This window comes from Rhizobium sp. 10N427, assembly GCF_056394605.1.
Genome location: NZ_JBFTID010000001.1, coordinates 360704 through 380446, shown reverse-complemented (window position 1 = coordinate 380446; position 19743 = coordinate 360704). Strand labels below are relative to the sequence as shown.

Below are 19743 nucleotides of genomic sequence, written 5' to 3'. Positions count from 1 at the left end.
TCAGAGACCGATCGCCCCGCCATCGCTGCGCGGATCGTGGGCGCCGGTGATCGCCTTGTCATCACCGATGCAGATGATCCCGGCCTGGCCGCCGAGCTGGCTGAAGGCATCGATGCTGCTGACCTGATGGCCGAACGCCCCCAAGCCTTCCAGCACCGAAGCGCCGGCATTGGCTTCGATCTTCAGACTGTCCCTGGTGTCCGAGAAGGTTCGCCCGAGCAGGAAGCGCGGCTGCGACAGGGCAGCCAGCGGGTCGAGCCCGTGGTCGATGAGCAGCGAAAGCAGCAGCGCCAACGTCTGCGGCTGGCCGTCGGCGCCTTGCGTGCCATAAAGCAGATGCGGGCGCCCATTTTTCAACGCCATGCCGGGGTTCAGCGTATAGAATGGCCGCTTGCCGGGTCTCACATGGTTCGGGCTTGCCGGATCGAGGCTGAAAGCCGCACCGCGGTTCTGCCAGAGAATCCCGGTGTCACCGGCAACCACGCCGCTTCCCCAATCGAAATAGATACTCTGCAGCATCGAAACGCTGCGCCCTTCGGCATCGACGGCAGCCAGGAACGCCGTGTCGCCATGCTTGTATGGGTGCGGCCATGGCATCGCATGGCCGGGGTTGATCGTCCGGGCTTTTGCCGACAGCCGCCCGGGCGCCAGCAGCCGTTGCGTGTCGATGGCGGCGAAGAGCGGATCGGCAATCGCTGGCCGGTCGAGGAAGGCCTGTTTCACCGCCTCGACGAGATGATGATAGAAACCGGCCTCCCGATAATCGAAGCCGGCCATCGCGAACTCGCCAAGCACGCCCATGATGCCGAGCGTCGTGACACCTTGCGTCGGCGGTGGCGGGGCGAGAAGCGTCAGGCCGCGGTAGGGGAGAGACAGAGGCTCCCCGGCGATCGTCCGGGTCCTGGCGAGATCGCTGGCTCTTACCGGCGACCCCGCTTCGGCGAGGCCCAAGGCGATACGGCGGGCGAGGGCGCCTTCATAGAACTCGCGTGGACCGTTCTCTGCGATGGCGCGCAGCGTTGCCGCCAGGGCCGGTTGGCGCTGGATGCCGTCATCAGCAAAGAGCGCCGAAAATCCGGGCCACGACGCCAGTTCGCCCTTGCGGAATTGGTGCCAGAAGCGCTGTGAAGCGCTGACCGGAAAGCCGTTCTCGGCGAGCGCGATGGCATCGTCCAGAAGCGCGGCAAGCGTTTCGTGCCCGCCCCATGCCGCATTCGAATGAGCGAGCAGGTGTCCCCAGCTGTCGACCAGGCAGGCGCTGGTCAGCGCCGACAACGGACCGCGGAGCGGCATATCGGTCAGCGCCGGCAGATGTTCGGCCGCCTGCCCGATGCCAAGAAAGGTCGTGGCCTTGCCCGAGGCGTCGGCGATCATCCAGATCGCATCGCCGCCAAGGCCGCAGAAATGCGGATAGACGACGGACAGCGCAGCGCCTGCGGCGATGATCGCCTCGATCGCGTTGCCGCCGCGCTTCAGAACCTTTTCTCCCGCCTCCGCCGCAAGCCAGTGCGGTGCCGTCACCATCGCCGTCTGCGATGTGGCGTTGAAGCTCTGGCTCTGGCGGCGTCCGGCGGCTGACATCAGCGGATCACCGCCCCGCCCTGGGCCACCAGCCGGCCCGCCTTGAACACCTTGCGGTTCTTCGGCACGCTAACGACGGCTTGCGGTATGTGTGGCGTGTCCAACGTCACGAAATCTGCTTTGGCGCCGATCTCAAGCCCGTAGCCTTCAAGGCGGAGCGCCTTGGCACCCGCTGCGGTGACGACGTCGAAGGCCGCGGCGAGTTCGTCGTCGGTGTAGAAGCCGGACCGGTAACCGATGATCTCGGCACGGCGCAGCATGTCGCCATCGCCATAGGGCCACCAGCTGTCGCGGATGTTGTCGCTGCCGCTGAAAACCGTCACGCCAGCCTTGCGCAGCAGCGCGACCGGCGGAAAATTGTGATTGCCCGGCGCATTGGTCATGATCGAGACGCCGCTTGCGGCAATCAGATCGGCAGCCTTGTTCGCGGCGTCCTGCTGCAGGTCGCCGAGCCCATAAGCGTGGCTGACAGTCACGTGGCCGCCCATGCCGAGCGCCCTCGTGCGGGCGCAGATTTCCTCGATTGTGAAAAGTCCGAGCGTGCCGGCGTCATGCAGATGGATATCGATATCAACGCCGCGTTTCTCGGCAATGCCGAAGACGACGGCGAGGTGGGCGGTGACGTCGCGGTCGAAGCTTGCCGGATCGAGGCCTCCGATCAGGTCGGCGCCGAGGCCGATCGCGGCATCGAGCAGCTCGGGGGTCCCAGGGCTTTTCAGGATGCCGCTCTGCGGGAAGGCGACGAGCTGGATATCGATCAGATCGCGGTACTCCTCGCGAACCTTCAGAATGGTCTCCAGCGACCTCAGGCCGACCGAGCCATCGACCATGACATGGCTGCGCATCGCCGTCGCGCCATTGGCGATGCAGAGATCGAGCTGGTTGCGCGCCCGCTCCGCCATCGGCGCGGCCTGCGCCATGTTTTCGGCCTGAAAGGCGACACGCTGGTGGACATCGAAGCCATTGGTGCAGGGCTTGTGCGGGATCCAGGCATCGCCATAGAAGCTGGTATCGAGATGGATATGGCCTTCGACAAAGCCGGGCACGACGAGGGCGCCTTCGAGATCGACAGCCTCCACCGGTCCGGCCGCCTTTCCGGCAGGCTCCAGTGAAACGATCCTGCCGGCGGCGACGCCAATGTTCTTCAGCGAACCGTCCGGCAGCCGGGCGTTGGTAAAGACGGTTTCGATATCAGCCATCGCGTTCTTCCTTGAATCTTGAGCGCCGCATCATTCCTTGCAAGCCGAGTGCCAGATGCAGCGAGCATGCGAATGACGCGGCTTCGCAGGGCGTGGCCTGCATTAGGTCCTGGATGCAGCCTCTACAGCATGTCTACAGAAAAGGCAAAATCATGTATACATGACTGCAAAATAGGCAGTGGCCTAAGGGCTGGTATCGCCGCTGTAGCGCGCGAGAATGCTGCCGAGATCCGGGCGGTCGTCGCTCTCGTCCGCAATCAGCGCCCGGGTCTCGACCGAGATCAGATGCTCGTCCATCAGGCGTTCGGCGGCCGTCGCATCGCCGGTCTTCAGCGCGGCGATCAGGGCGGAATGTTCGCTGATGGCGCATTCGCTGGAATGCGGGCGGCTGTACATCGCCAGGATCAGCGAACAGCGCGAGACGAGTTCGAACAGGTAGCGTTCGAGAAGAGCGTTGCCGGAAAGCGTGGCGAGCTTCAGGTGAAATTCGCCAGCAAGCCGGGTGGAAAGGCGGGCGTCGCCCTTGGCATGCGCCTCTTCCTCCTCGCTCACATGGCTTCTGAGCGCTTTCTCGATGGCCGGAGACCAGCGCTTGATGACCGCCTTCATCGCCTCGCGCTCGAGCGCCCGGCGCACGGCAAACACATCGCGAGCCTCTTCAAGGCTGGGCTGGGCAACGGTCGCGGTGCGCTTGTGATAGGTATCGACAAGCCCCTGCGTCTGCAGCTTCGCCAGCACCGCACGAACCAGCGTCCGGCTCATCGAAAAGTGCCTGCCGATCTCATCTTCCGGCAGCTTGGTACCGGCTTTCAGCGCCTGTTCGACGATGGCACGGCGCAGCGCAAGAGTGGCGGTTTCGACGCGATCGGAATTGGAAGACATGAGGGCCTGCTGGTTGCGGATTCCTGTATACATTACTGCGCCTCTACGGATACGGCAATCGGCTGAACGGGCCGATGCCGAAACGCAAAACCCGCCGCGTCATGAGACACGGCGGGTTCGGATGTCTGCCTGAAAATGCGCCGTTGTTAGCTGCGCGGCTTCAGATTTTCGGCGTCGTAGAGCGGCTTGTAGCCGACGCCAGCCACTTCGACCGGATAGGTTTCGGCGAAATATTCGACATTCAGCTTGCGCCCGACCTGGCAATATTCCCAGGGCAGGTAGGCGAGCGCAATGTTCTTGCCGATCGTCGGGCCGAAGGCGACCGAGGTCGTGTAGGAGCGGCGGCCGAGTTCGTCGATCAGCACGGCACCGGTTTCCGGATCCATGACCGGCATGGAACCGACCGGATAGCGCTTGACGCCCGACTTGTCGGTATTTTCGGTCATGACAAGGGTGCAGAGCATCGCCGGCTGGTGTTCGCGGGCCTTGTATTCCAGGTGCTTGGCCTTGCCGCGGAAATCGGCTTCCTTGACCTTCGGACGCGCCAGATCGCTTTCGATCAGGTTGTACTGGGTCAGAAGGTCGGCATTCTGCAGGCGCAGGCTCTTTTCCATGCGGCGTGAGTTTGCATAGGTTTCGACGCCGAAGGCCATGACGCCCGTCGAGCGCAGGGCATCCCAGACGGCGAGGCCGTCCTCGTATTTCATGTGCAGTTCCCAGCCCTGTTCGCCGACATAGGAGATGCGGAATGCGGTCACCGTCTTGCCGGCGATTTCGATCGGCTTGATGGCGGCGAAGGCGAAGTTTTCGGCATCGAGGCCCGAGGGATCGGCAACCACCTTCTTCAGCGTCTCGCGGGCATTCGGGCCCCAGATGCCGACGGTGATGTACTTCTCCGCGACGTCGGTGATGGTGACATCGAGGCCGCGGTCCTGCGCAACGCGCTTCATGTAGTGGAAGTCGCGCGGGCCGGCATCGGCGCCGTTGATCAGACGGCAGCGGTCGGCCATGCGGATGACGGTGAAGTCGGCGCGAACCATGCCCTCGTCGTCGAGGAAGTGGGTGTAGATGCCCTTGCCGATATTGGCGTCGCCACCGATCTTGGCGGCGCAGAGCCATTCGAGGAGCTCGACATGATCAGGCCCTTCGATGTCGACCATGTGAAAATGGCTGAGATTGACGATGCCGCAATCCTCGCTCATCGCCAGATGCTCGGCATTCGAGACGCGCCAGAAGTGGCGGTTGTCCCATTCGTTTTCGCGAACCGGCACGCGGTCGGCGTATTTTTCCAGGAGGTGTTCGTTGGCGGCGTAGCCATGGGCGCGCTCCCAGCCGCCGAGCTCCATGAAGTAGCCGCCGAGTTCCTTTTCGCGCTCGTAGAAGGGTGAGCGCTTGGCGTTGCGGCCGGATGCATAGGGTTCGCGGGTATGAACGGCCGGGAAGTAGATCTTCTGGGCGGCTTCGTAGCAGCGTCCCTCGATGAACTCTTCCGTCAGTTGATGCGGATAGAAGCGCGCGTAATCGATCGAGTTGTGGTCGATCTCGGTGCGGCCGTCGGTCATCCAGTCGGCGATCAGCTTGCCGTAGCCCGGGCCGTCCTTGACCCAGATGGCGACGCAATACCAAAGACCGCGAACCTTCTGGCTCTCGCCGCAGGAGGCGCCGCCGCCGGCCGAAACCTGTAGCAGACCGTTGAAGGAGTGGCCTTCGTTGTAGCCGAGTTCGCCCAGGATCGGCGTCAGTTCCATGGCGCGCTCGAGCGGCTCGATGATCTGTTCCATTTCCAGGTCGCGCTGCGAGGGCGAGAGGCGTGCTTCGTGCTTTTCGAGCAGGTCGCGCGGATGGCACATGCGCGGATTGGTGGTCTCGTAATAGCCCCACTCGATCTGGCCGCCTTCGGTGGTCGCCGGGTCGCCGGTGTCGCGCATATAGGCGGAGTTGCCCTGGTCGCGCAGCAGCGGGAAGCCGATTTCCTTGCCGGTGCCTTCGAATTCGTTATAGGGGCCGAAAAAGGTCAGCGGGTGATCGACCGGCATCACCGGCAGGTCTTCGCCGACCATTTCTGCGATCAGGCGGCCCCAGAGGCCGGCGCAGACGATGACGTGATCGGCCATGATGGTGCCGCGATGGGTGACAACGCCCTTGATGCGGCCGCCTTCAACGATCAGCGACTTCGCCGGCGTATTGCCGAACATCTTCAGCTTGCCGGACTTTTCGGCCGCATCGACCAGCTTGCCGGCAACCGTCTGCGAGCGCGGGATGACGAGGCCGGCATCGGGGTCGAACATGCCGCCCTGAACCTGATCTTCCTCGATCAGCGGGAACATTTCCTTGATCTCGGAGGGCGAGACGTAGCGGGCGTTGGTGCCGAAGGCCTTGGCGGAGCTCAGCTTGCGCTTGATCTCTTCCATCCAGGTGTCGTCGCCAGTGCGGGCAACTTCCAGACCGCCGATACGGGCGTAGTGGCCCATCTTCTCGTAGAAATCGATCGAATACTGCGTCGTCCAGACGCTGAGATAGTCGTGGCTGGTGGTGTAACAGAAGTCGGAGGCGTGCGCCGTCGATCCGATATCGGTCGGGATCCCCGATTTGTCGATGCCGACAATGTCGTCCCAGCCGCGCTCGATCAGGTGATGAGCGATCGAGGCGCCGACGATGCCGCCGAGACCGATGATTACGACTTTAGCCTTGCTTGGAAATTCCGCCATCACTTGAACCCTTGAATCTTGGTGCGCCGAATCTAGTACAGGCCGAAACGGCACTACAGTCGATCCACGACAATAAGATGTAGCGATCCGCCAAGGGGCTTGTCTATTCGAGACGCGAACCCGCTGGCTCTTTTGCGACATCTCTGCACGATGCAATGGCATTTGTTTCGAAGAGCGATATGTTGAACGAAGCGCCGCCCGGCGGGCGGCGCGTGATGCATGAGTTCAGGCAGGGAGGAGCCCTTCTCATGAAATCCGATGATCCGGTCGTCGTCGTCAGCATGGCGCGCACGCCGATGGGTGCCTTTCAGGGCGACTTCAAGGATGTCAGTGCAAGCGAGCTTGGCTCGGCGGCCATCCGTGCCGCGATCGCGCGCGGCGGCGTACAGCCAGACGATATCGGCGAGGCGCTGATGGGCTGTGTGCTACCTGCCGGGCAGGGGCAGGCGCCGGCGCGTCAGGCCGCACTTGGCGCCGGTCTGCCCTATGCCTGTGGCGCGGTGACTGTCAACAAGGTCTGCGGCTCGGGCATGAAGGCGGCGATGATCGGCCACGATGAGATTGTCTCCGGGAGCCAGAGCGTCGTCATCGCGGGCGGCATGGAGAGCATGACCAATGCTCCCTATCTGCTGAAGCGCGCCAGAAGCGGCTATCGCATGGGGCACGGCACGATCCTCGACCACATGTTTCTCGATGGGCTCGAGGACGCCTACGACAAGGGCCGGTCGATGGGCACCTTTGCCGAGGAATGTGCCGAGGCCTATCAATTCACCCGCGCGGCGCAGGACGCCTACGCCGTTTCCTCGCTCGACAAGGCGAAGCGGGCCGTCGATGGCGGGCTCTTCGATGCCGAGACGGTGACGGTGGAGGTGAAGTCAGGAAAGGTGAGCCGCGACGTCCATCGCGACGAACAACCGGGCAAGGCCGATCCGGCGCGTATTCCCTCTCTGAAGCCCGCTTTTCGCGACGACGGAACGGTGACCGCGGCAAGCTCGGCCTCGATCTCGGATGGCGCCGCCGCATTGCTGCTGATGCGCCGCTCGGAAGCCGAACGGCGCGGGCTTTCGCCGATTGCCGTGATTGCGGGGCACGCAACGCATTCGCAGGCACCGCGCCTGTTTACCACCGCACCTGTCGGCGCGCTGCAACAGCTTTCGGAGCGGACCGGCTGGGCGCTCTCCAGCGTCGATCTCTTCGAGATCAACGAAGCCTTCGCCGTCGTGCCGATGGCGGCCATGCACGATCTCGAATTGCCGGCTGAAAAGATCAATATCCATGGCGGCGCCTGCGCGCTCGGTCATCCGATCGGCGCCTCCGGCGCGCGCATCATCGTCACGCTGTTGGCAGCGATGCAGCGCCACGATCTGAAGCGCGGCATGGCCTCTCTCTGTCTCGGCGGTGGCGAGGCGACAGCCATGGCTTTCGAGCGGATCTGAGGGAGAAGCCCATGCTGCTCAACGAGACACAGATCCAGATCCGCGACATGGCGCGTGCCTTCGCGCAGGAGCGGCTGGCGCCGGGCGCTGCCCGCCGCGACAAGGAGCATCTTTTCCCTCGTGATGAACTGCGCGAGATGGGCGAGCTCGGTCTGCTCGGCATGCTGGTTTCCGAGGACTATGGCGGTTCGGATACCGGTGCGGTGGCCTATGCGCTGGCGATCGAGGAAATCGCTGCCGCCGATGGCGCCTGTTCGGCGATCACAAGCGTGCACAGTTCAGTCGGCTGCGTCCCGATCCTGCGGTTTGGCAGCGATGCGCAGAAGCGTGCCTTCCTGCCGACGCTCGCATCGGGCGAATGGATCGGCGGATTCGCGCTGACCGAGCCACAGGCGGGCACCGATGCCGCAAACCTGAGAACAAAGGCGGTGCGCGATGGAGACTTCTATGTTCTCGACGGCACCAAGCAGTTCATCACCTCAGGCAAGAATGGCAATCTGATCATCGTCTTCGCGGTCACCGATCCTTCGGCGGGAAAGAAGGGCATCACTGCCTTCATCGTGCCGACGGATACGCCGGGATACGAAGTGGTGCGCGTCGAGGAAAAGCTCGGGCTGCATGCCTCCGATACCTGCCAGATCGCCTTTACCGGCATGCGGGTACCAGCGGACCAGCGACTGGGTGAGGAAGGCGAGGGATACCGGATCGCGCTTGCCAATCTCGAAGGCGGACGGATCGGCATTGCCGCCCAGGCCGTCGGCATGGCGCGCGCGGCGCTCGAAGCGGCACAGGCCTATGCCCGCGAACGCATCACCTTTGGCAAGCCGATCGCCGAGCATCAGGCCATTGCCTTCCGGCTGGCGGAAATGGCGACCAAGATCGAAGCGGCGCGTCAGCTGGTGCTGCATGCCGCAGCGCTCAAGGAAGCCGGCGAGCCCTGTCTCTCCGAAGCGTCGATGGCCAAGCTCTTTGCATCCGAGATGGCTGAGAGCGTCTGCTCCGCGGCGCTGCAGATCCATGGTGGCTATGGCTATATGTCCGACTATCCGGTCGAGCGGATCTATCGCGATGTCCGCATCTGCCAGATCTACGAGGGGACCAGCGACGTGCAGAAGATGGTGATCGCCAGAAACCTGTGACGGCTGCTGCCGCGCAAGCTAAGCCTGGCCGCCGTCGTCGAGCTTCAGGACTGCGCGGCCGCGGGTCAGATTGGTGACCAGCAGGATGGCTTCGGCGGCGTGTATTTCTGGGATTTCGAGTAGCAGCAGGCATCCCTCGTGATCGAACTGCTCGCCTGTAATCCGCGCCATGACCTGCGACGTCAGTTTCGAGCGAACCATCTCCAATTCCTGGAAATTCAGGTGCACGGTGCCGGTGACGGCAGGAATTGTCTCTTCCAACGCCGCTTCTCTGAGGCAGGCTGCGGCCGTGCCGCCATAGGCGCGCACCAGACCGCCGGCGCCAAGCAGCACGCCGCCGAACCAGCGGGTGACGATGACGAGCGTCCTGTCGAGCTGGCGCCCTTCCATCACCTGGAAGATCGGCTTTCCGGCGGTGCCCGAGGGCTCGCCGTCGTCGCTGAAGCGATAGACGTTGCCGATCCGCCAGGCGTAGCAATTGTGGTTTGCCGAGGGATCGGAATGTTCGGTGAGTGCAGCCTTGACGGCGGCTTCGCTATCGACAGGAATGGCGACAGCGCGAAACCGGCTCTTCTTGACCACCTGCTCGGTGGCGATCTGGTCTTTCAGGACGAACATGCTGGCTGCCGGATCTGGTGCGTTGGACAGTCCGCCTCATAGCGCAAATGCGTTGCCGTCTCCAGCGTTGCGCAGCTTGCGGTTGGCGAAGCGGCGCGGCTGTGCCACAAGGGCTGACGGTGGCTGATAATCCAGGGGAATCAACGTGACGATCGGGCTCGCTCATGCCGAACTCATGGCCGTGGTGACGGCTGTGACAAAGGACGAGCCGCGCGTCATGACCGTGCGCGCCGGCGAGGCGTTGCCGTCCGGCCCTTTCGAGCTCGGACACCGGACGCTCCAAAGCGGCCTGCGCGAATGGATCCAAGAGCAAACCGGCCACCCGATCGGCTATCTGGAGCAGCTTTATACATTTGCGGATCGTGACCGGAACAACGAGATCCTTGGCGGTCGGACGATATCGATCAGCTATCTCGGCCTGGTGCGCGAACAGGACGCGCCGGGTGGGGGACGTCCGGCCTGGCATGGATGGTACGAATATCTTCCCTGGGAGGACCATCGCCAGGGGCGGCCGGAGGTGCTGGCCGAGGTGATGCAGAAGCTGCGGCTGTGGGCCGATGCCGATCCGATCAGACGCGATCAGCGCCACAAGCGGGCCGACTTCACCTTCGGGCTCGATGGCGGCGGCTGGAACGAGGATCTGACGCTGCAGCGCTACGAGCTGCTCTACGAAGCCGGCTTGCTGGCCGAGGCCGGTGTCGAAGGGGTGAATTTCGGGCGCCCGATGTTTGCTGATCACCGGCGGATTCTGGCGACCGGCATTGCCCGGTTGCGCGCCAAGATCAAATACCGTCCTGTCGTCTTCGAGCTGATGCCCGAAAGCTTCACGCTGCTTCAGCTGCAGCGCACCGTCGAGGCGCTGGCCGGGCTAGGTCTTCACAAACAGAATTTCCGCCGGTTGATCGAACAGCAGGAACTGGTCGAGGAAACCGGCGAAATGACCAGCGAAACCGGTGGACGTCCGGCCAAGCTCTTCCGCTTCCGTCCGACCGTCGTCGAAGAACGCGCTCTCTCCGGAACGAAACTGCCTCTCTCCCGCAATTGACATATGCTCAGTATGAGAATATCTATTTGCTCCGTTAATGCTCAATTTGAGCATAAAGGAGACCGCCATGAACCGTCCCGTATCAGCCGCGTCCCTCTATGATCGCGTCAGTCGCGTCATTCCCAAAGCCGAATGGATGTCGTTCGAAGACGATGTCGAGGCCATCCTCGAACTCAAGCGCAAGCGCAATGCCGTCATCCTGGCGCATAACTACCAGACGCCGGAGATCTTTCACGGCGTTGCCGATATCGTCGGCGACAGTCTGGCGCTGGCGCGCAAGGCCATCGATGTGGATGCCGACGTCATCGTTCTGGCCGGGGTGCATTTCATGGCGGAGACGGCGAAGCTGCTCAATCCGGCAAAAACTGTGCTCATCCCCGACATGGCGGCAGGCTGCTCGCTGGCGGATTCGATCTCGCCTGAAGACATCGCCCTGCTGCGTCAGGCCCATCCTGGCGTCCCCGTCATCACCTATGTGAACACCTCAGCCGCGGTGAAGGCGGCGTCCGATATCTGCTGCACGTCGGGCAACGCCAAGCAGGTGGTGGAGTCGCTTGGCGTCCCCCGGGTGCTGATGATCCCCGACGAATACCTGGCGCGCAACGTCGCCCGGGAAACCAATGTCGAGATCATCGCCTGGCACGGGCATTGCGAAGTGCACGAGCTGTTTTCGGCCGATGACGTCAGGCAGTTGCGCGAAAATCATCCTGGCGTCACCGTCCTTGCGCATCCCGAATGCCCGCCCGATGTGGTGGCGGAAGCGGATTTTGCCGGATCGACGGCGGTGATGTCCGACTACGTCAGCGCAAAGAAGCCGACGCGCGTGGTTCTGCTAACAGAATGCTCGATGAGCGACAACGTCGCGGTGCATCATCCCGATGTCGAATTCATCCGCCCCTGCAATCTCTGCCCGCATATGAAGCGGATCACGCTCTCCAATATCCGCACCGCGCTGGAAGAAAACCGCCATGAGGTGATCGTGGATGCCGGCGTTGCCGTCGCGGCGCGGCGGGCGGTGGAGAGGATGCTGGCGATATGATCGAGATCCTCGACCATCTCTCTGGCCGTCCCGTGATCGTCGGCAGCGGTCTTGCCGGGCTGATCGCCGCCTTAACGCTGTCGCCGGAGCCCTCCGTTCTCGTCACCCGCAGTATGCTGGGGGCCGAAACATCGAGCGCCTGGGCGCAGGGCGGCATTGCCGCCAGCGTCGGCGCCGATGACAGCCCGAGCCTGCATCTTGCCGATACGCTGGCTGCCGGTGACGGTCTGTGTGACGCCGAGGCCGCTGCGGACATTCTCGGCGACGCATCCGAGGTCATCCGGGTTCTGCAACGCCTTGGCGTCGTCTTCGACAGGAACGGCGATGGTGCGCTTTCCCTTGGCCTGGAGGCTGCCCATTCCCGCCGCCGCATCGTCCATGCCGGTGGCGACGGATCGGGAGCGGCGATCATCCGCGCACTCACGGCTGCCGTCCGCGCCGATCCGGCAATCACGGTGATCGAAGGCGCCGAAGCGCGCCGGGTTCTCACAGAAGACGGAGTCGTCTGCGGCCTCCTTTGTGCGGGACCGGCTGGCGGCATTGTCCTGTCCTCGTCGCGCGTCCTGCTGTCGACCGGCGGGATCGGCGGGCTTTACGAGGCGACCACCAATCCGACCGGAAACTTTGGCCAGGGCGTTGCGCTTGCGGCGCGCGCCGGGGCGGTTCTTGCCGATATGGAATTCGTGCAGTTCCATCCGACGGCGCTCGACAGCCGCCGCCGCCCGCTGGCGCTCGTCAGCGAAGCTGTGCGCGGCGAGGGGGCCGAGCTTGTCAACGAGCGCGGTGAGCGGTTCATGGCCAGCGTGCCGGGTGCCGAGCTGGCGCCGCGCGATGTCGTCGCCCGCGCCATCAGCGCCGAGATCGCCCGCGGCGGACGCGTGTTCCTCGATGCCCGCCGAGCGCTCGGAACGCGGTTCGGCGCGCGCTTTCCCGCGATCGCCGCCCTTTGCCACGAAGCAGGTATCGATCCGGGCAGCGCGCCGATCCCGGTTCGTCCGGCAGTTCACTATCATATGGGCGGCATTGCCACTGATCGCGGCGGCCGCACCAGCGTGCCCGGACTTTGGGTGGCAGGCGAGGCTGCATCGACAGGCCTTCACGGCGCCAACCGGCTGGCAAGCAACTCGCTGCTCGAAGCGGCGGTGATGGGCATGCGTGCCGCCCGCGATATGGCTTCATCGGCAATCAAGGCGAGCCTCGGGGCGGTTCCCGCCTTGCCGCCGGGCCCCGAAACAAGCTTCGTCCGGCCGATCGTCTCTCGCCATCTCGGCGTGCTGCGCAATGCTGGCGCCATCCATGGTGCGATCTCTGCGCTCTTGCCGCTGGCAGAAAGCGAAGGTCCGGCCTCCGATCCCGCGATCGTGGCGCTTTCCATTTCCGTCTTTGCCAGCCTGCGCCAGGAATCACGCGGGGCGCATGCGCGGACCGATTTCCCGCTGCGTCAGGGCGTTGCACGCAGGCGGATGATGACGCTTGCCGAGGTGCTGGAGATTGCCCGCGCCGCCGCCTCTCAAGATTTTGCAAGGAGTGCCTGATATGAGCCTTGTTCCCCTGTCGCGCCTTGTGATCGAGCCTCTTGTCCGGGCAGCCCTTGCCGAAGATCTCGGTCTTGCCGGTGATATCACCTCGGCTGCCGTCATTCCCGCGGACCACCGCTCCACGGTCGTCATGGCTGCGCGGCAGCCGGGTATCATTGCCGGTCTGGATGCGGCCGAGCTTTCCTTTCAGCTCGTCGATCCCGCGATCGTCATGGAGCGGCACCTGCAGGACGGCATGGCGGTCAAGTCCGGTGACGTGATCGCAACGATATCAGGCCCGTCGCGGGGACTTTTGACCGGCGAGCGCACGGCGCTGAATTTTCTCTCGCATCTCTCGGGGATCGCCACGGTAACCGCTTCGATTGCTGAGGCGATCTCCGGAACGAAGGCGTCGGTTGCCTGCACGCGCAAGACGACTCCGGGGCTTCGGGCGCTGGAAAAATATGCGGTGAGGGCAGGCGGCGGCATGAACCATCGCTTCGCGCTCTATGATGCCGTGCTGATCAAGGACAACCATATTGCCATCGCAGGCAGCATCCGCGAGGCGTTGCGCCGAGCCAAATCTGCTGCCGGGCACATGGTCAAGATCGAGATCGAGGTGGATACGCTCGATCAGCTCCGGGAGGTGATGGACGAGGGCGTGGATGCCGTGCTTCTCGACAACATGCACCCGGTCATGCTGCGCCAGGCCGTCGATATCGTTGCCGGCCGGGCGATCACCGAAGCCTCGGGGCGCATTACGCCTACGACCGCGCCTGACATCGCTGCATCCGGCGTCGATCTGATCTCCGTCGGCTGGATAACGCATAGCGCGCCGATCCTCGATATCGGTCTCGATTTCAAAAGCGCGAACTGACCGCCAGGCCGCATCCCGTCTCGATTGACCCGCCCAGAGAGCTGCCCGGCCAGCCTCGCTGCCGTTCGCGAAATCCAACCTTGATGTCTTCGCAGTCATCCGGGATGATGGCGCCGCGCGCGGGTAGGGACATTCGTTTGCGCGACATTTTCAGCTGCCATAACTCCATTTCGCTTGCCCTTTCGACAATCAACCCCGAACGACAGAGGACGACCGATCATGACCAATCATTTCGTCACGACCAAAGACGGCGTGCAGATTTTCTACAAGGACTGGGGTCCGAAGGATGCCCAGCCGATCGTGTTCCATCACGGCTGGCCGCTTTCGGCCGATGACTGGGACAACCAGATGCTGTTCTTCCTTCATCACGGCTATCGCGTCATCGCCCATGACCGGCGCGGCCACGGCCGCTCCGCGCAGGTGAGCGAAGGTCACGACATGGACCACTACGCGGCCGACGCGTCCGCCGTGGTCGAACATCTCGATCTGAAGAATTCCGTTCATATCGGCCATTCCACCGGAGGCGGACAGGTCGCGCGCTATGTCGCCAAGTTCGGCGAGCCGCAGGGCCGCGTCGCCAAGGCGGTGCTTGTCAGCGCCGTCCCGCCGCTGATGCTGAAAACGGACGCCAATCCGGGCGGCCTGCCGATCGATGCGTTTGACGGTTTGCGCAAGGCGCTTGCCGACAACCGCGCCCAGTTCTTCCTCGACGTTCCGGCTGGCCCGTTCTACGGGTACAACCGTCCGGGCGCGACGGTTTCGGATGGCGTGATCCGCAACTGGTGGCGTCAGGGCATGATGGGCAGCGCCAAGGCGCATTACGAAGGTATCAAGGCCTTCTCGGAAACGGACCAGACCGAAGACCTGAAAAACATTTCGGTGCCGACTTTGGTGCTGCATGGCGACGACGACCAGATCGTGCCGATCGGCGCATCCGCGTATGAATCGATCAAGCTTCTGAAGAACGGCACCCTGAAAGTCTACAAGGGCTTTCCGCATGGCATGCTGACAACCCATGCCGACATCCTGAATGCCGATCTGCTGGCCTTCATCAAAGGCTGATCGCTGAAAAACCATAGCCGCTGCGGCCGCTTTTGTGCCGCAGCGGTCTTTCCGCGGTGGGTGCCGATGCTCTGCCCGGTCGCTGGCCCGCCTTGCAATGCGGCGCCTCTCACCCTATCTTTCGGCCATCACTCACATAACAAACCGCGCATGACCGGCTCGAAAGCCGGTCGCCCGGCGTTTTTGCCGGGCTGTGCCGGCCGCCAAGAGGCGGCAAAGGATTTCATTTGAACAAGACGAATACCGCGATTGCGCCTGCCGCGGCAGCGCCGCGCAAGCGCGAAGAGGCCGTGAAACGGCCCACCAAGAATTGGAAGCCCGATCCCTGCCTGCTGACGCGGCGGGAACTGAAGGCGATCATCGCCAGGCAGCTGGGCTGAGACATCACAAACGAAGAAGGAGAAGACCATGCAGGTTCTGGTCAGAGACAACAATGTCGAGCAGGCGCTTCGTGTGCTGAAGAAGAAATTGCAGAAGGAAGGCGTCTTTCGCGAGATGAAGGAACGCCGCGTCTATGAAAAGCCCTCGGAACGACGGGTTCGCGAGCACGCGCAGGCCGTGTCCCGCCATCGCAAGGCTGCCCGCAAGCAGCTGCAGCGCGAAGGCCTCCTGCCTGCTGCAAAACGCAAAGTATCGGCACGGTAACGATCGCGCCGCCGGACTGCGGTCCGGCGGACGGGACATGAAAGGGTTGTGCGATGGAAGAACTTTACAGCTTGAATGTTTCGGACGAGAGGCTTGAGGATTGCCGCGATGTGATCGAACCGGATCTCCAGGATTTGATCCGCGCGGCGATCGCCTCGGGGTTCACGGCGGAAGAGGTGCTGATTTCGATCAGCGAACTCGTGGCGGAAGACTTCGCCTTTGCAGTCAGGACACCAAGTGTTCATTAATTGCCCGCAAGATGGGCAAGCTATGCACTCTGCGCAATGCTGTCCAGATGTCTTAGCGCTGCAAATCCCGGCTGGCTTAGATTATATATTTCTCATCGAAGCGAACGGAGCGCCGATTGGGGCAGCAGGGTTCGCAAAGCCCACGGAAGGGGACCGAGATGAACGTAGCACGCTCTTTCAATAACTGGCGCAAGTACCGTCAGACCGTTGCAGAACTGGGTCGCATGACGAACCGCGAACTGTACGACCTCGGCATCGACCGCGGTGATATCCGCTCGGTCGCACGCTCTGCAGCCGGCCGCTAATCGGCCCGCGAAGTCTTCAGAATTTCTATCGGAAACGCCGGTTCATTCGAGCCGGCGTTTTTGTTTTTACGTTTTTCCAGCGTCCCGCCTCATGCATGGCAGATCTGCGATTGCTGCCAATGCTCATAACAGAGGCATGATGCGAGGCGCGCCGGAAGCGACACTCTGTTCAATGGGGCGCGGCTATATTCCGGCGCGGCGGCGTGGCAAGACAGCGGCAACGAAACCTTGCGGATGACAGCATCATGAAAAAGATCGGTTTTCTCTCGTTCGGGCACTGGACGCCCTCCCCGCAATCGCAAACCCGCACGGCGGGCGACACGTTGCTGCAGTCGATCGACCTGGCGGTGGCCGCCGAGGAGCTCGGCGCCGACGGCGCCTATTTCCGCGTACACCACTTTGCCCGCCAGCTGGCATCGCCATTTCCGCTTCTGGCGGCAGTCGGCGCGAAGACCAGGCGGATCGAGATCGGTACCGCGGTCATCGACATGCGCTACGAAAACCCGCTCTACATGGCCGAAGATGCCGGAGCGGCGGACCTGATCTCCGGCGGCCGCCTGCAGCTCGGCATCAGCCGTGGTTCGCCGGAGCAGGTCATCGATGGCTACCGCTATTTCGGCTACGCCCCAGCCGACGGTGAGAGCGATGCCGATATGGGCCGCCGCCACACAGAGGTGTTTCTGGACGTGCTGCGCGGAGAGGGCTTTGCCGAGCCCAATCCGCGGCCGATGTTTCCGAACCCGCCGGGCCTGCTGCGCCTCGAACCGCATTCCGAGGGCCTGCGTGAGCGTATCTGGTGGGGATCGAGCTCCAATGCGACCTCCATCTGGGCTGCCAAGCTCGGCATGAACCTGCAGAGCTCGACGCTGAAGACCGACGAGAGCGGCAAGCCGTTCCATATCCAGCAGGCCGAACAGATACGTATCTATCGCGAGGCCTGGAAGGAAGCCGGGCATGCGCGCGAGCCGCGGGTCTCCGTCAGCCGCAGCATCTTCGCGCTTATGAACGATATGGACCGCGCCTATTTCGGCGCCAGCGGCAACAGCCAGGACCAGATCGGCAACATCGATCCGCAGACGCAGGCGATTTTCGGTCGTTCCTATGCAGCAGAACCCGACCGGCTGATTGCTCAGCTGAAGCAGGACGAGGCGATCGCCGAGGCCGACACGCTGCTGCTGACCGTGCCGAACCAGCTGGGTGTCGACTACAACGCGCATGTGATCGAGAGCATCCTCAAGCACGTCGCCCCGGCGCTCGGCTGGCGGTAAACGCCCCAGAAGGGCATCCCCGTATCTGCGGGGATGCCAAAGCTTCCCTGGAATCCGATGTTGCGACAATGTTTCCGCGTGACAGAAACTCGATGCAACAATATACAGTCAATGCGGGAGCTACTTCCCGCGTTGGCCCGGTATCGACGGATCACAGATGAAAGACTGGCACCCAGATCTCAACCGCTCTTCCAGCCCACGCTATATGGCGATTGCCGATCTGATCGAGATGGATCTCAGAAGCGGTGTGCTTGCTGCCGGCGACCGGTTGCCGCCGCAGCGCGAGCTCGCCAAACGCCTCAATATCGATTTCACCACGGTCGCCCGTGGCTATGTTGAGGCGCGCAAGCGCGGGCTTGTCGGCTCGCATGTCGGCCGTGGCACCTTCGTAACCGGTGGTCAGGAAAAAGAGCGCCGAGGGTTTGCTGCCGAAGCCGTTGCCGATCCGCGGCGCGAAGCCGTCGCCGATTTCTCGATGAACCTTCCGCCCGAGCCCGATGGCGTCGAGCTTCTGGAGCGAATGCGCGATGGCATGGCAACCGTCGCCGCCAATCTGATCCCGCTGCTGCGCTATCAGGGATTTGGCGGTTCGGCGATGGACAAGGAGGCGGCCGGCGTCTGGCTTGGCCGCCGTGGTCTGGCGCCGTCGCAGGAGCGCATCTTCGTCACGCCCGGCGCGCATCCGGCGCTGCTGGCTATTTTCGGCATGCTGGCGCGGCCGGGCGATGCCGTTCTCTCCGAAAACATCACCTATCCCGGCATGCGCTCGATCGCTGCTCAGCTGCGGCTCAATCTGTCGGGGCTCCCGATGGATGAAGAGGGTATTCTCCCGGATGCGCTGGCCGATGCCTGCGAAAGGCTGAAGCCGAAGGCGCTCTATCTCAACCCGACCCTGCAGAACCCGCTGACGCTGACCATTCCGCTTCAGCGCCGCGAAGCGATCGCGGCGGTCGCCCGCAAATACAATCTGCCCGTCGTCGAAGACGATGCCTATGGCTTCATTCCTGCCGATGGCCCCCCGCCGCTGGCGGCGATTGCGCCGGAGCTCACCTGGCATATCGGCGGTCTGGCGAAATGCATCGGCGCCGGCTTGCGGCTGGCCTTCGTCGTGGCGCCCGATACCAAGGCGATCTGGCCGTTTATCAGCGCCATGCGCACTGGCAATGTCATGGCCTCGCCGCTCAATCTGGCGCTGGCGACCCAGTGGATCGAAGACGGTACCGCCGATTCCATCCTCCACTTCATCCGCACCGAGGCAGCGGCCCGCCAAGAGATGGTGGCAAGGATCCTGCCTGCGGGCAGCTATAACGCGGATGCGATCAGCTTCAATATCTGGCTGCCGCTGACGAATGGCTGGACCCGATCGACCTTCAGCAGCCATATGCGCAGTTCGGGTATCGGTGTCGTCGCAAGCGATGCCTTCACCGTCGATGGCCAGGCGCCGGAGGCTGTGCGCGTCTGCATTGGCGGGCCGATTACGAGAGAGCGTCTGCAGGGCGCGCTGGATTTCATGGCGCATGCACTGGAAGGCTCGCCCGAGATGACGGCGTCGTTTTTCTGATCCCGTCCAGTCTTTGCCGCGCTGGCGGAAGCGGCGCGTGACGGCGCTGGAGATGGCTTCTTAACTTTACGATCAAGTCACTGCGGCATTGTGCCTAATAGACTGGCAATTCGCCTTCAATGTAATTATATTGTATGCATACATTCAGAGGCATTGAATGCATATAAAAATGCCTCGCAACCTGAAAAGCGAGATAACCGTGGATACCGAATATCCTCCTCTTCCTCCCATGCAGACCGGCATTCGCGGCCGTTGTCCGCGATGCGGGCAGGGGCACATGTTCAAGGGCTTCTTGACGCTTCGGACGGAGTGCGAGGCTTGCGGACTGGATTACTCCTTCGCCGATCCGGCCGACGGCCCGGCCTTCTTCGTCATCTGCTTTGCCTGCGTCCCGAGCGTGCTGCTCGGCGTGTGGCTGGAGGTCGCCTTCTCGGCGCCGCTCTGGGTGCAGTTCCTGGTGACAGGTCCGTTCATGCTGGCGACCTGTATTCCGCCGCTGAGGCCGCTGAAAGGCTGGCTCGTCGCCAGCCAGTATTTCTACAAGGCCGAGGAAGGCAAACTTGCGCGGCGGGAGATCAGTCCCGCAAGCTGATTGATTTTCGTCCATATGGCC

The 19743-nt window shown here is 63.1% G+C and carries 19 protein-coding genes; 14 read left to right on the top strand and 5 right to left on the bottom strand.

Annotated elements, in window-relative coordinates; genetic code table 11:
- From AC1DIJ_RS01665 to AC1DIJ_RS01650, 4 genes are all read right to left on the bottom strand, one after another.
- Nucleotides 1-1581: a gamma-glutamyltransferase family protein gene (locus AC1DIJ_RS01665; protein ID WP_310290850.1), complete on the bottom strand. Its 1581-nt coding sequence runs from the start codon at nucleotides 1579-1581 to the stop codon at nucleotides 1-3.
- On the bottom strand, nucleotides 1581-2780 hold the full coding sequence (locus tag AC1DIJ_RS01660) for an amidohydrolase family protein (RefSeq protein ID WP_112388596.1): 1200 nt from the start codon (nucleotides 2778-2780) through the stop codon (nucleotides 1581-1583). Before AC1DIJ_RS01660 ends, AC1DIJ_RS01665 begins: the two co-directional genes overlap by 1 nt.
- Before the next feature lie 183 nt (nucleotides 2781-2963).
- Nucleotides 2964-3662 (bottom strand): GntR family transcriptional regulator, encoded by a 699-nt coding sequence (locus tag AC1DIJ_RS01655; RefSeq protein ID WP_112389020.1) that lies wholly within the window; start codon nucleotides 3660-3662, stop codon nucleotides 2964-2966.
- 146 nt (nucleotides 3663-3808) lie between these two features.
- Entirely contained in the window at nucleotides 3809-6370 is a 2562-nt protein-coding gene (locus AC1DIJ_RS01650; RefSeq protein WP_112388595.1) for a GcvT family protein, read from the bottom strand.
- 248 nt (nucleotides 6371-6618) lie between these two features.
- Between AC1DIJ_RS01650 and AC1DIJ_RS01645 the strand changes: the two genes are divergently transcribed.
- Both AC1DIJ_RS01645 and AC1DIJ_RS01640 read left to right on the top strand, forming a co-directional pair.
- On the top strand, nucleotides 6619-7806 hold the full coding sequence (locus AC1DIJ_RS01645; RefSeq protein ID WP_112389019.1) for an acetyl-CoA C-acyltransferase: 1188 nt from the start codon (nucleotides 6619-6621) through the stop codon (nucleotides 7804-7806).
- A gap of 11 nt (nucleotides 7807-7817) precedes the next feature.
- Nucleotides 7818-8945, top strand: a complete 1128-nt coding sequence (locus tag AC1DIJ_RS01640; RefSeq protein WP_112388594.1) for an acyl-CoA dehydrogenase family protein — start codon at nucleotides 7818-7820, stop codon at nucleotides 8943-8945.
- Between the two features lie 18 nt (nucleotides 8946-8963).
- Here AC1DIJ_RS01640 and AC1DIJ_RS01635 read toward each other — a convergent pair whose 3' ends face one another.
- Nucleotides 8964-9563 carry an IMPACT family protein gene (locus AC1DIJ_RS01635; protein ID WP_112388593.1) on the bottom strand — a complete coding sequence of 200 codons (600 nt, stop codon included), beginning with the start codon at nucleotides 9561-9563 and terminating at the stop codon, nucleotides 8964-8966.
- A gap of 145 nt (nucleotides 9564-9708) precedes the next feature.
- Between AC1DIJ_RS01635 and AC1DIJ_RS01630 the strand changes: the two genes are divergently transcribed.
- From AC1DIJ_RS01630 to AC1DIJ_RS01575, 12 genes are all read left to right on the top strand, one after another.
- Nucleotides 9709-10608: an NUDIX hydrolase gene (locus AC1DIJ_RS01630; RefSeq protein WP_112388592.1), complete on the top strand. Its 900-nt coding sequence runs from the start codon at nucleotides 9709-9711 to the stop codon at nucleotides 10606-10608.
- A 67-nt stretch (nucleotides 10609-10675) separates the two neighbouring features.
- Nucleotides 10676-11647, top strand: coding sequence for a quinolinate synthase NadA (gene nadA, locus AC1DIJ_RS01625; RefSeq protein WP_112389018.1), 972 nt, complete (start codon nucleotides 10676-10678; stop codon nucleotides 11645-11647).
- Nucleotides 11644-13182: an L-aspartate oxidase gene (locus tag AC1DIJ_RS01620; RefSeq protein ID WP_112388591.1), complete on the top strand. Its 1539-nt coding sequence runs from the start codon at nucleotides 11644-11646 to the stop codon at nucleotides 13180-13182. The genes nadA and AC1DIJ_RS01620 overlap by 4 nt, the downstream gene beginning before the upstream one ends.
- Before the next feature lies 1 nt (nucleotide 13183).
- On the top strand, nucleotides 13184-14041 hold the full coding sequence (gene nadC / locus AC1DIJ_RS01615) for a carboxylating nicotinate-nucleotide diphosphorylase (RefSeq protein WP_112388590.1): 858 nt from the start codon (nucleotides 13184-13186) through the stop codon (nucleotides 14039-14041).
- 219 nt (nucleotides 14042-14260) lie between these two features.
- Nucleotides 14261-15103 carry an alpha/beta fold hydrolase gene (locus AC1DIJ_RS01610; RefSeq protein WP_112388589.1) on the top strand — a complete coding sequence of 281 codons (843 nt, stop codon included), beginning with the start codon at nucleotides 14261-14263 and terminating at the stop codon, nucleotides 15101-15103.
- 227 nt (nucleotides 15104-15330) lie between these two features.
- Entirely contained in the window at nucleotides 15331-15483 is a 153-nt protein-coding gene (locus AC1DIJ_RS01605; RefSeq protein WP_310290866.1) for a hypothetical protein, read from the top strand.
- Nucleotides 15484-15511: 28 nt separating this feature from the next.
- Nucleotides 15512-15748 carry a 30S ribosomal protein S21 gene (rpsU, locus tag AC1DIJ_RS01600; RefSeq protein ID WP_112388588.1) on the top strand — a complete coding sequence of 79 codons (237 nt, stop codon included), beginning with the start codon at nucleotides 15512-15514 and terminating at the stop codon, nucleotides 15746-15748.
- A gap of 53 nt (nucleotides 15749-15801) precedes the next feature.
- Nucleotides 15802-15996, top strand: a complete 195-nt coding sequence (locus AC1DIJ_RS01595; RefSeq protein WP_112388587.1) for a hypothetical protein — start codon at nucleotides 15802-15804, stop codon at nucleotides 15994-15996.
- 158 nt (nucleotides 15997-16154) lie between these two features.
- The gene (locus AC1DIJ_RS01590; protein ID WP_112388586.1) at nucleotides 16155-16301 is read left to right on the top strand and encodes a DUF1127 domain-containing protein; all 147 of its coding nucleotides are present in this window, start codon (nucleotides 16155-16157) and stop codon (nucleotides 16299-16301) included.
- Between the two features lie 245 nt (nucleotides 16302-16546).
- Nucleotides 16547-17569, top strand: coding sequence for an LLM class flavin-dependent oxidoreductase (locus tag AC1DIJ_RS01585; protein ID WP_112388585.1), 1023 nt, complete (start codon nucleotides 16547-16549; stop codon nucleotides 17567-17569).
- Nucleotides 17570-17726: 157 nt separating this feature from the next.
- A complete protein-coding gene (locus tag AC1DIJ_RS01580) occupies nucleotides 17727-19130 on the top strand; it encodes an aminotransferase-like domain-containing protein (RefSeq protein WP_112388584.1) in 1404 nt (467 codons plus the stop codon).
- A gap of 199 nt (nucleotides 19131-19329) precedes the next feature.
- Entirely contained in the window at nucleotides 19330-19722 is a 393-nt protein-coding gene (locus AC1DIJ_RS01575; RefSeq protein WP_112389017.1) for a DUF983 domain-containing protein, read from the top strand.
- Nucleotides 19723-19743 lie beyond the last annotated feature (21 nt).

Coding starts and splice junctions, on each gene's coding strand:
- AC1DIJ_RS01665 (WP_310290850.1), bottom strand. CDS start 1,581: ATGTCAGCCGCCGGACGCCGCCAGAGCCAGAGCTTCAACGCCACATCG.
- AC1DIJ_RS01660 (WP_112388596.1), bottom strand. CDS start 2,780: ATGGCTGATATCGAAACCGTCTTTACCAACGCCCGGCTGCCGGACGGT.
- AC1DIJ_RS01655 (WP_112389020.1), bottom strand. CDS start 3,662: ATGTCTTCCAATTCCGATCGCGTCGAAACCGCCACTCTTGCGCTGCGC.
- AC1DIJ_RS01650 (WP_112388595.1), bottom strand. CDS start 6,370: ATGGCGGAATTTCCAAGCAAGGCTAAAGTCGTAATCATCGGTCTCGGC.
- AC1DIJ_RS01645 (WP_112389019.1), top strand. CDS start 6,619: ATGAAATCCGATGATCCGGTCGTCGTCGTCAGCATGGCGCGCACGCCG.
- AC1DIJ_RS01640 (WP_112388594.1), top strand. CDS start 7,818: ATGCTGCTCAACGAGACACAGATCCAGATCCGCGACATGGCGCGTGCC.
- AC1DIJ_RS01635 (WP_112388593.1), bottom strand. CDS start 9,563: ATGTTCGTCCTGAAAGACCAGATCGCCACCGAGCAGGTGGTCAAGAAG.
- nadA (WP_112389018.1), top strand. CDS start 10,676: ATGAACCGTCCCGTATCAGCCGCGTCCCTCTATGATCGCGTCAGTCGC.
- AC1DIJ_RS01620 (WP_112388591.1), top strand. CDS start 11,644: ATGATCGAGATCCTCGACCATCTCTCTGGCCGTCCCGTGATCGTCGGC.
- nadC (WP_112388590.1), top strand. CDS start 13,184: ATGAGCCTTGTTCCCCTGTCGCGCCTTGTGATCGAGCCTCTTGTCCGG.
- AC1DIJ_RS01610 (WP_112388589.1), top strand. CDS start 14,261: ATGACCAATCATTTCGTCACGACCAAAGACGGCGTGCAGATTTTCTAC.
- rpsU (WP_112388588.1), top strand. CDS start 15,512: ATGCAGGTTCTGGTCAGAGACAACAATGTCGAGCAGGCGCTTCGTGTG.
- AC1DIJ_RS01595 (WP_112388587.1), top strand. CDS start 15,802: ATGGAAGAACTTTACAGCTTGAATGTTTCGGACGAGAGGCTTGAGGAT.
- AC1DIJ_RS01590 (WP_112388586.1), top strand. CDS start 16,155: ATGAACGTAGCACGCTCTTTCAATAACTGGCGCAAGTACCGTCAGACC.
- AC1DIJ_RS01585 (WP_112388585.1), top strand. CDS start 16,547: ATGAAAAAGATCGGTTTTCTCTCGTTCGGGCACTGGACGCCCTCCCCG.
- AC1DIJ_RS01580 (WP_112388584.1), top strand. CDS start 17,727: ATGAAAGACTGGCACCCAGATCTCAACCGCTCTTCCAGCCCACGCTAT.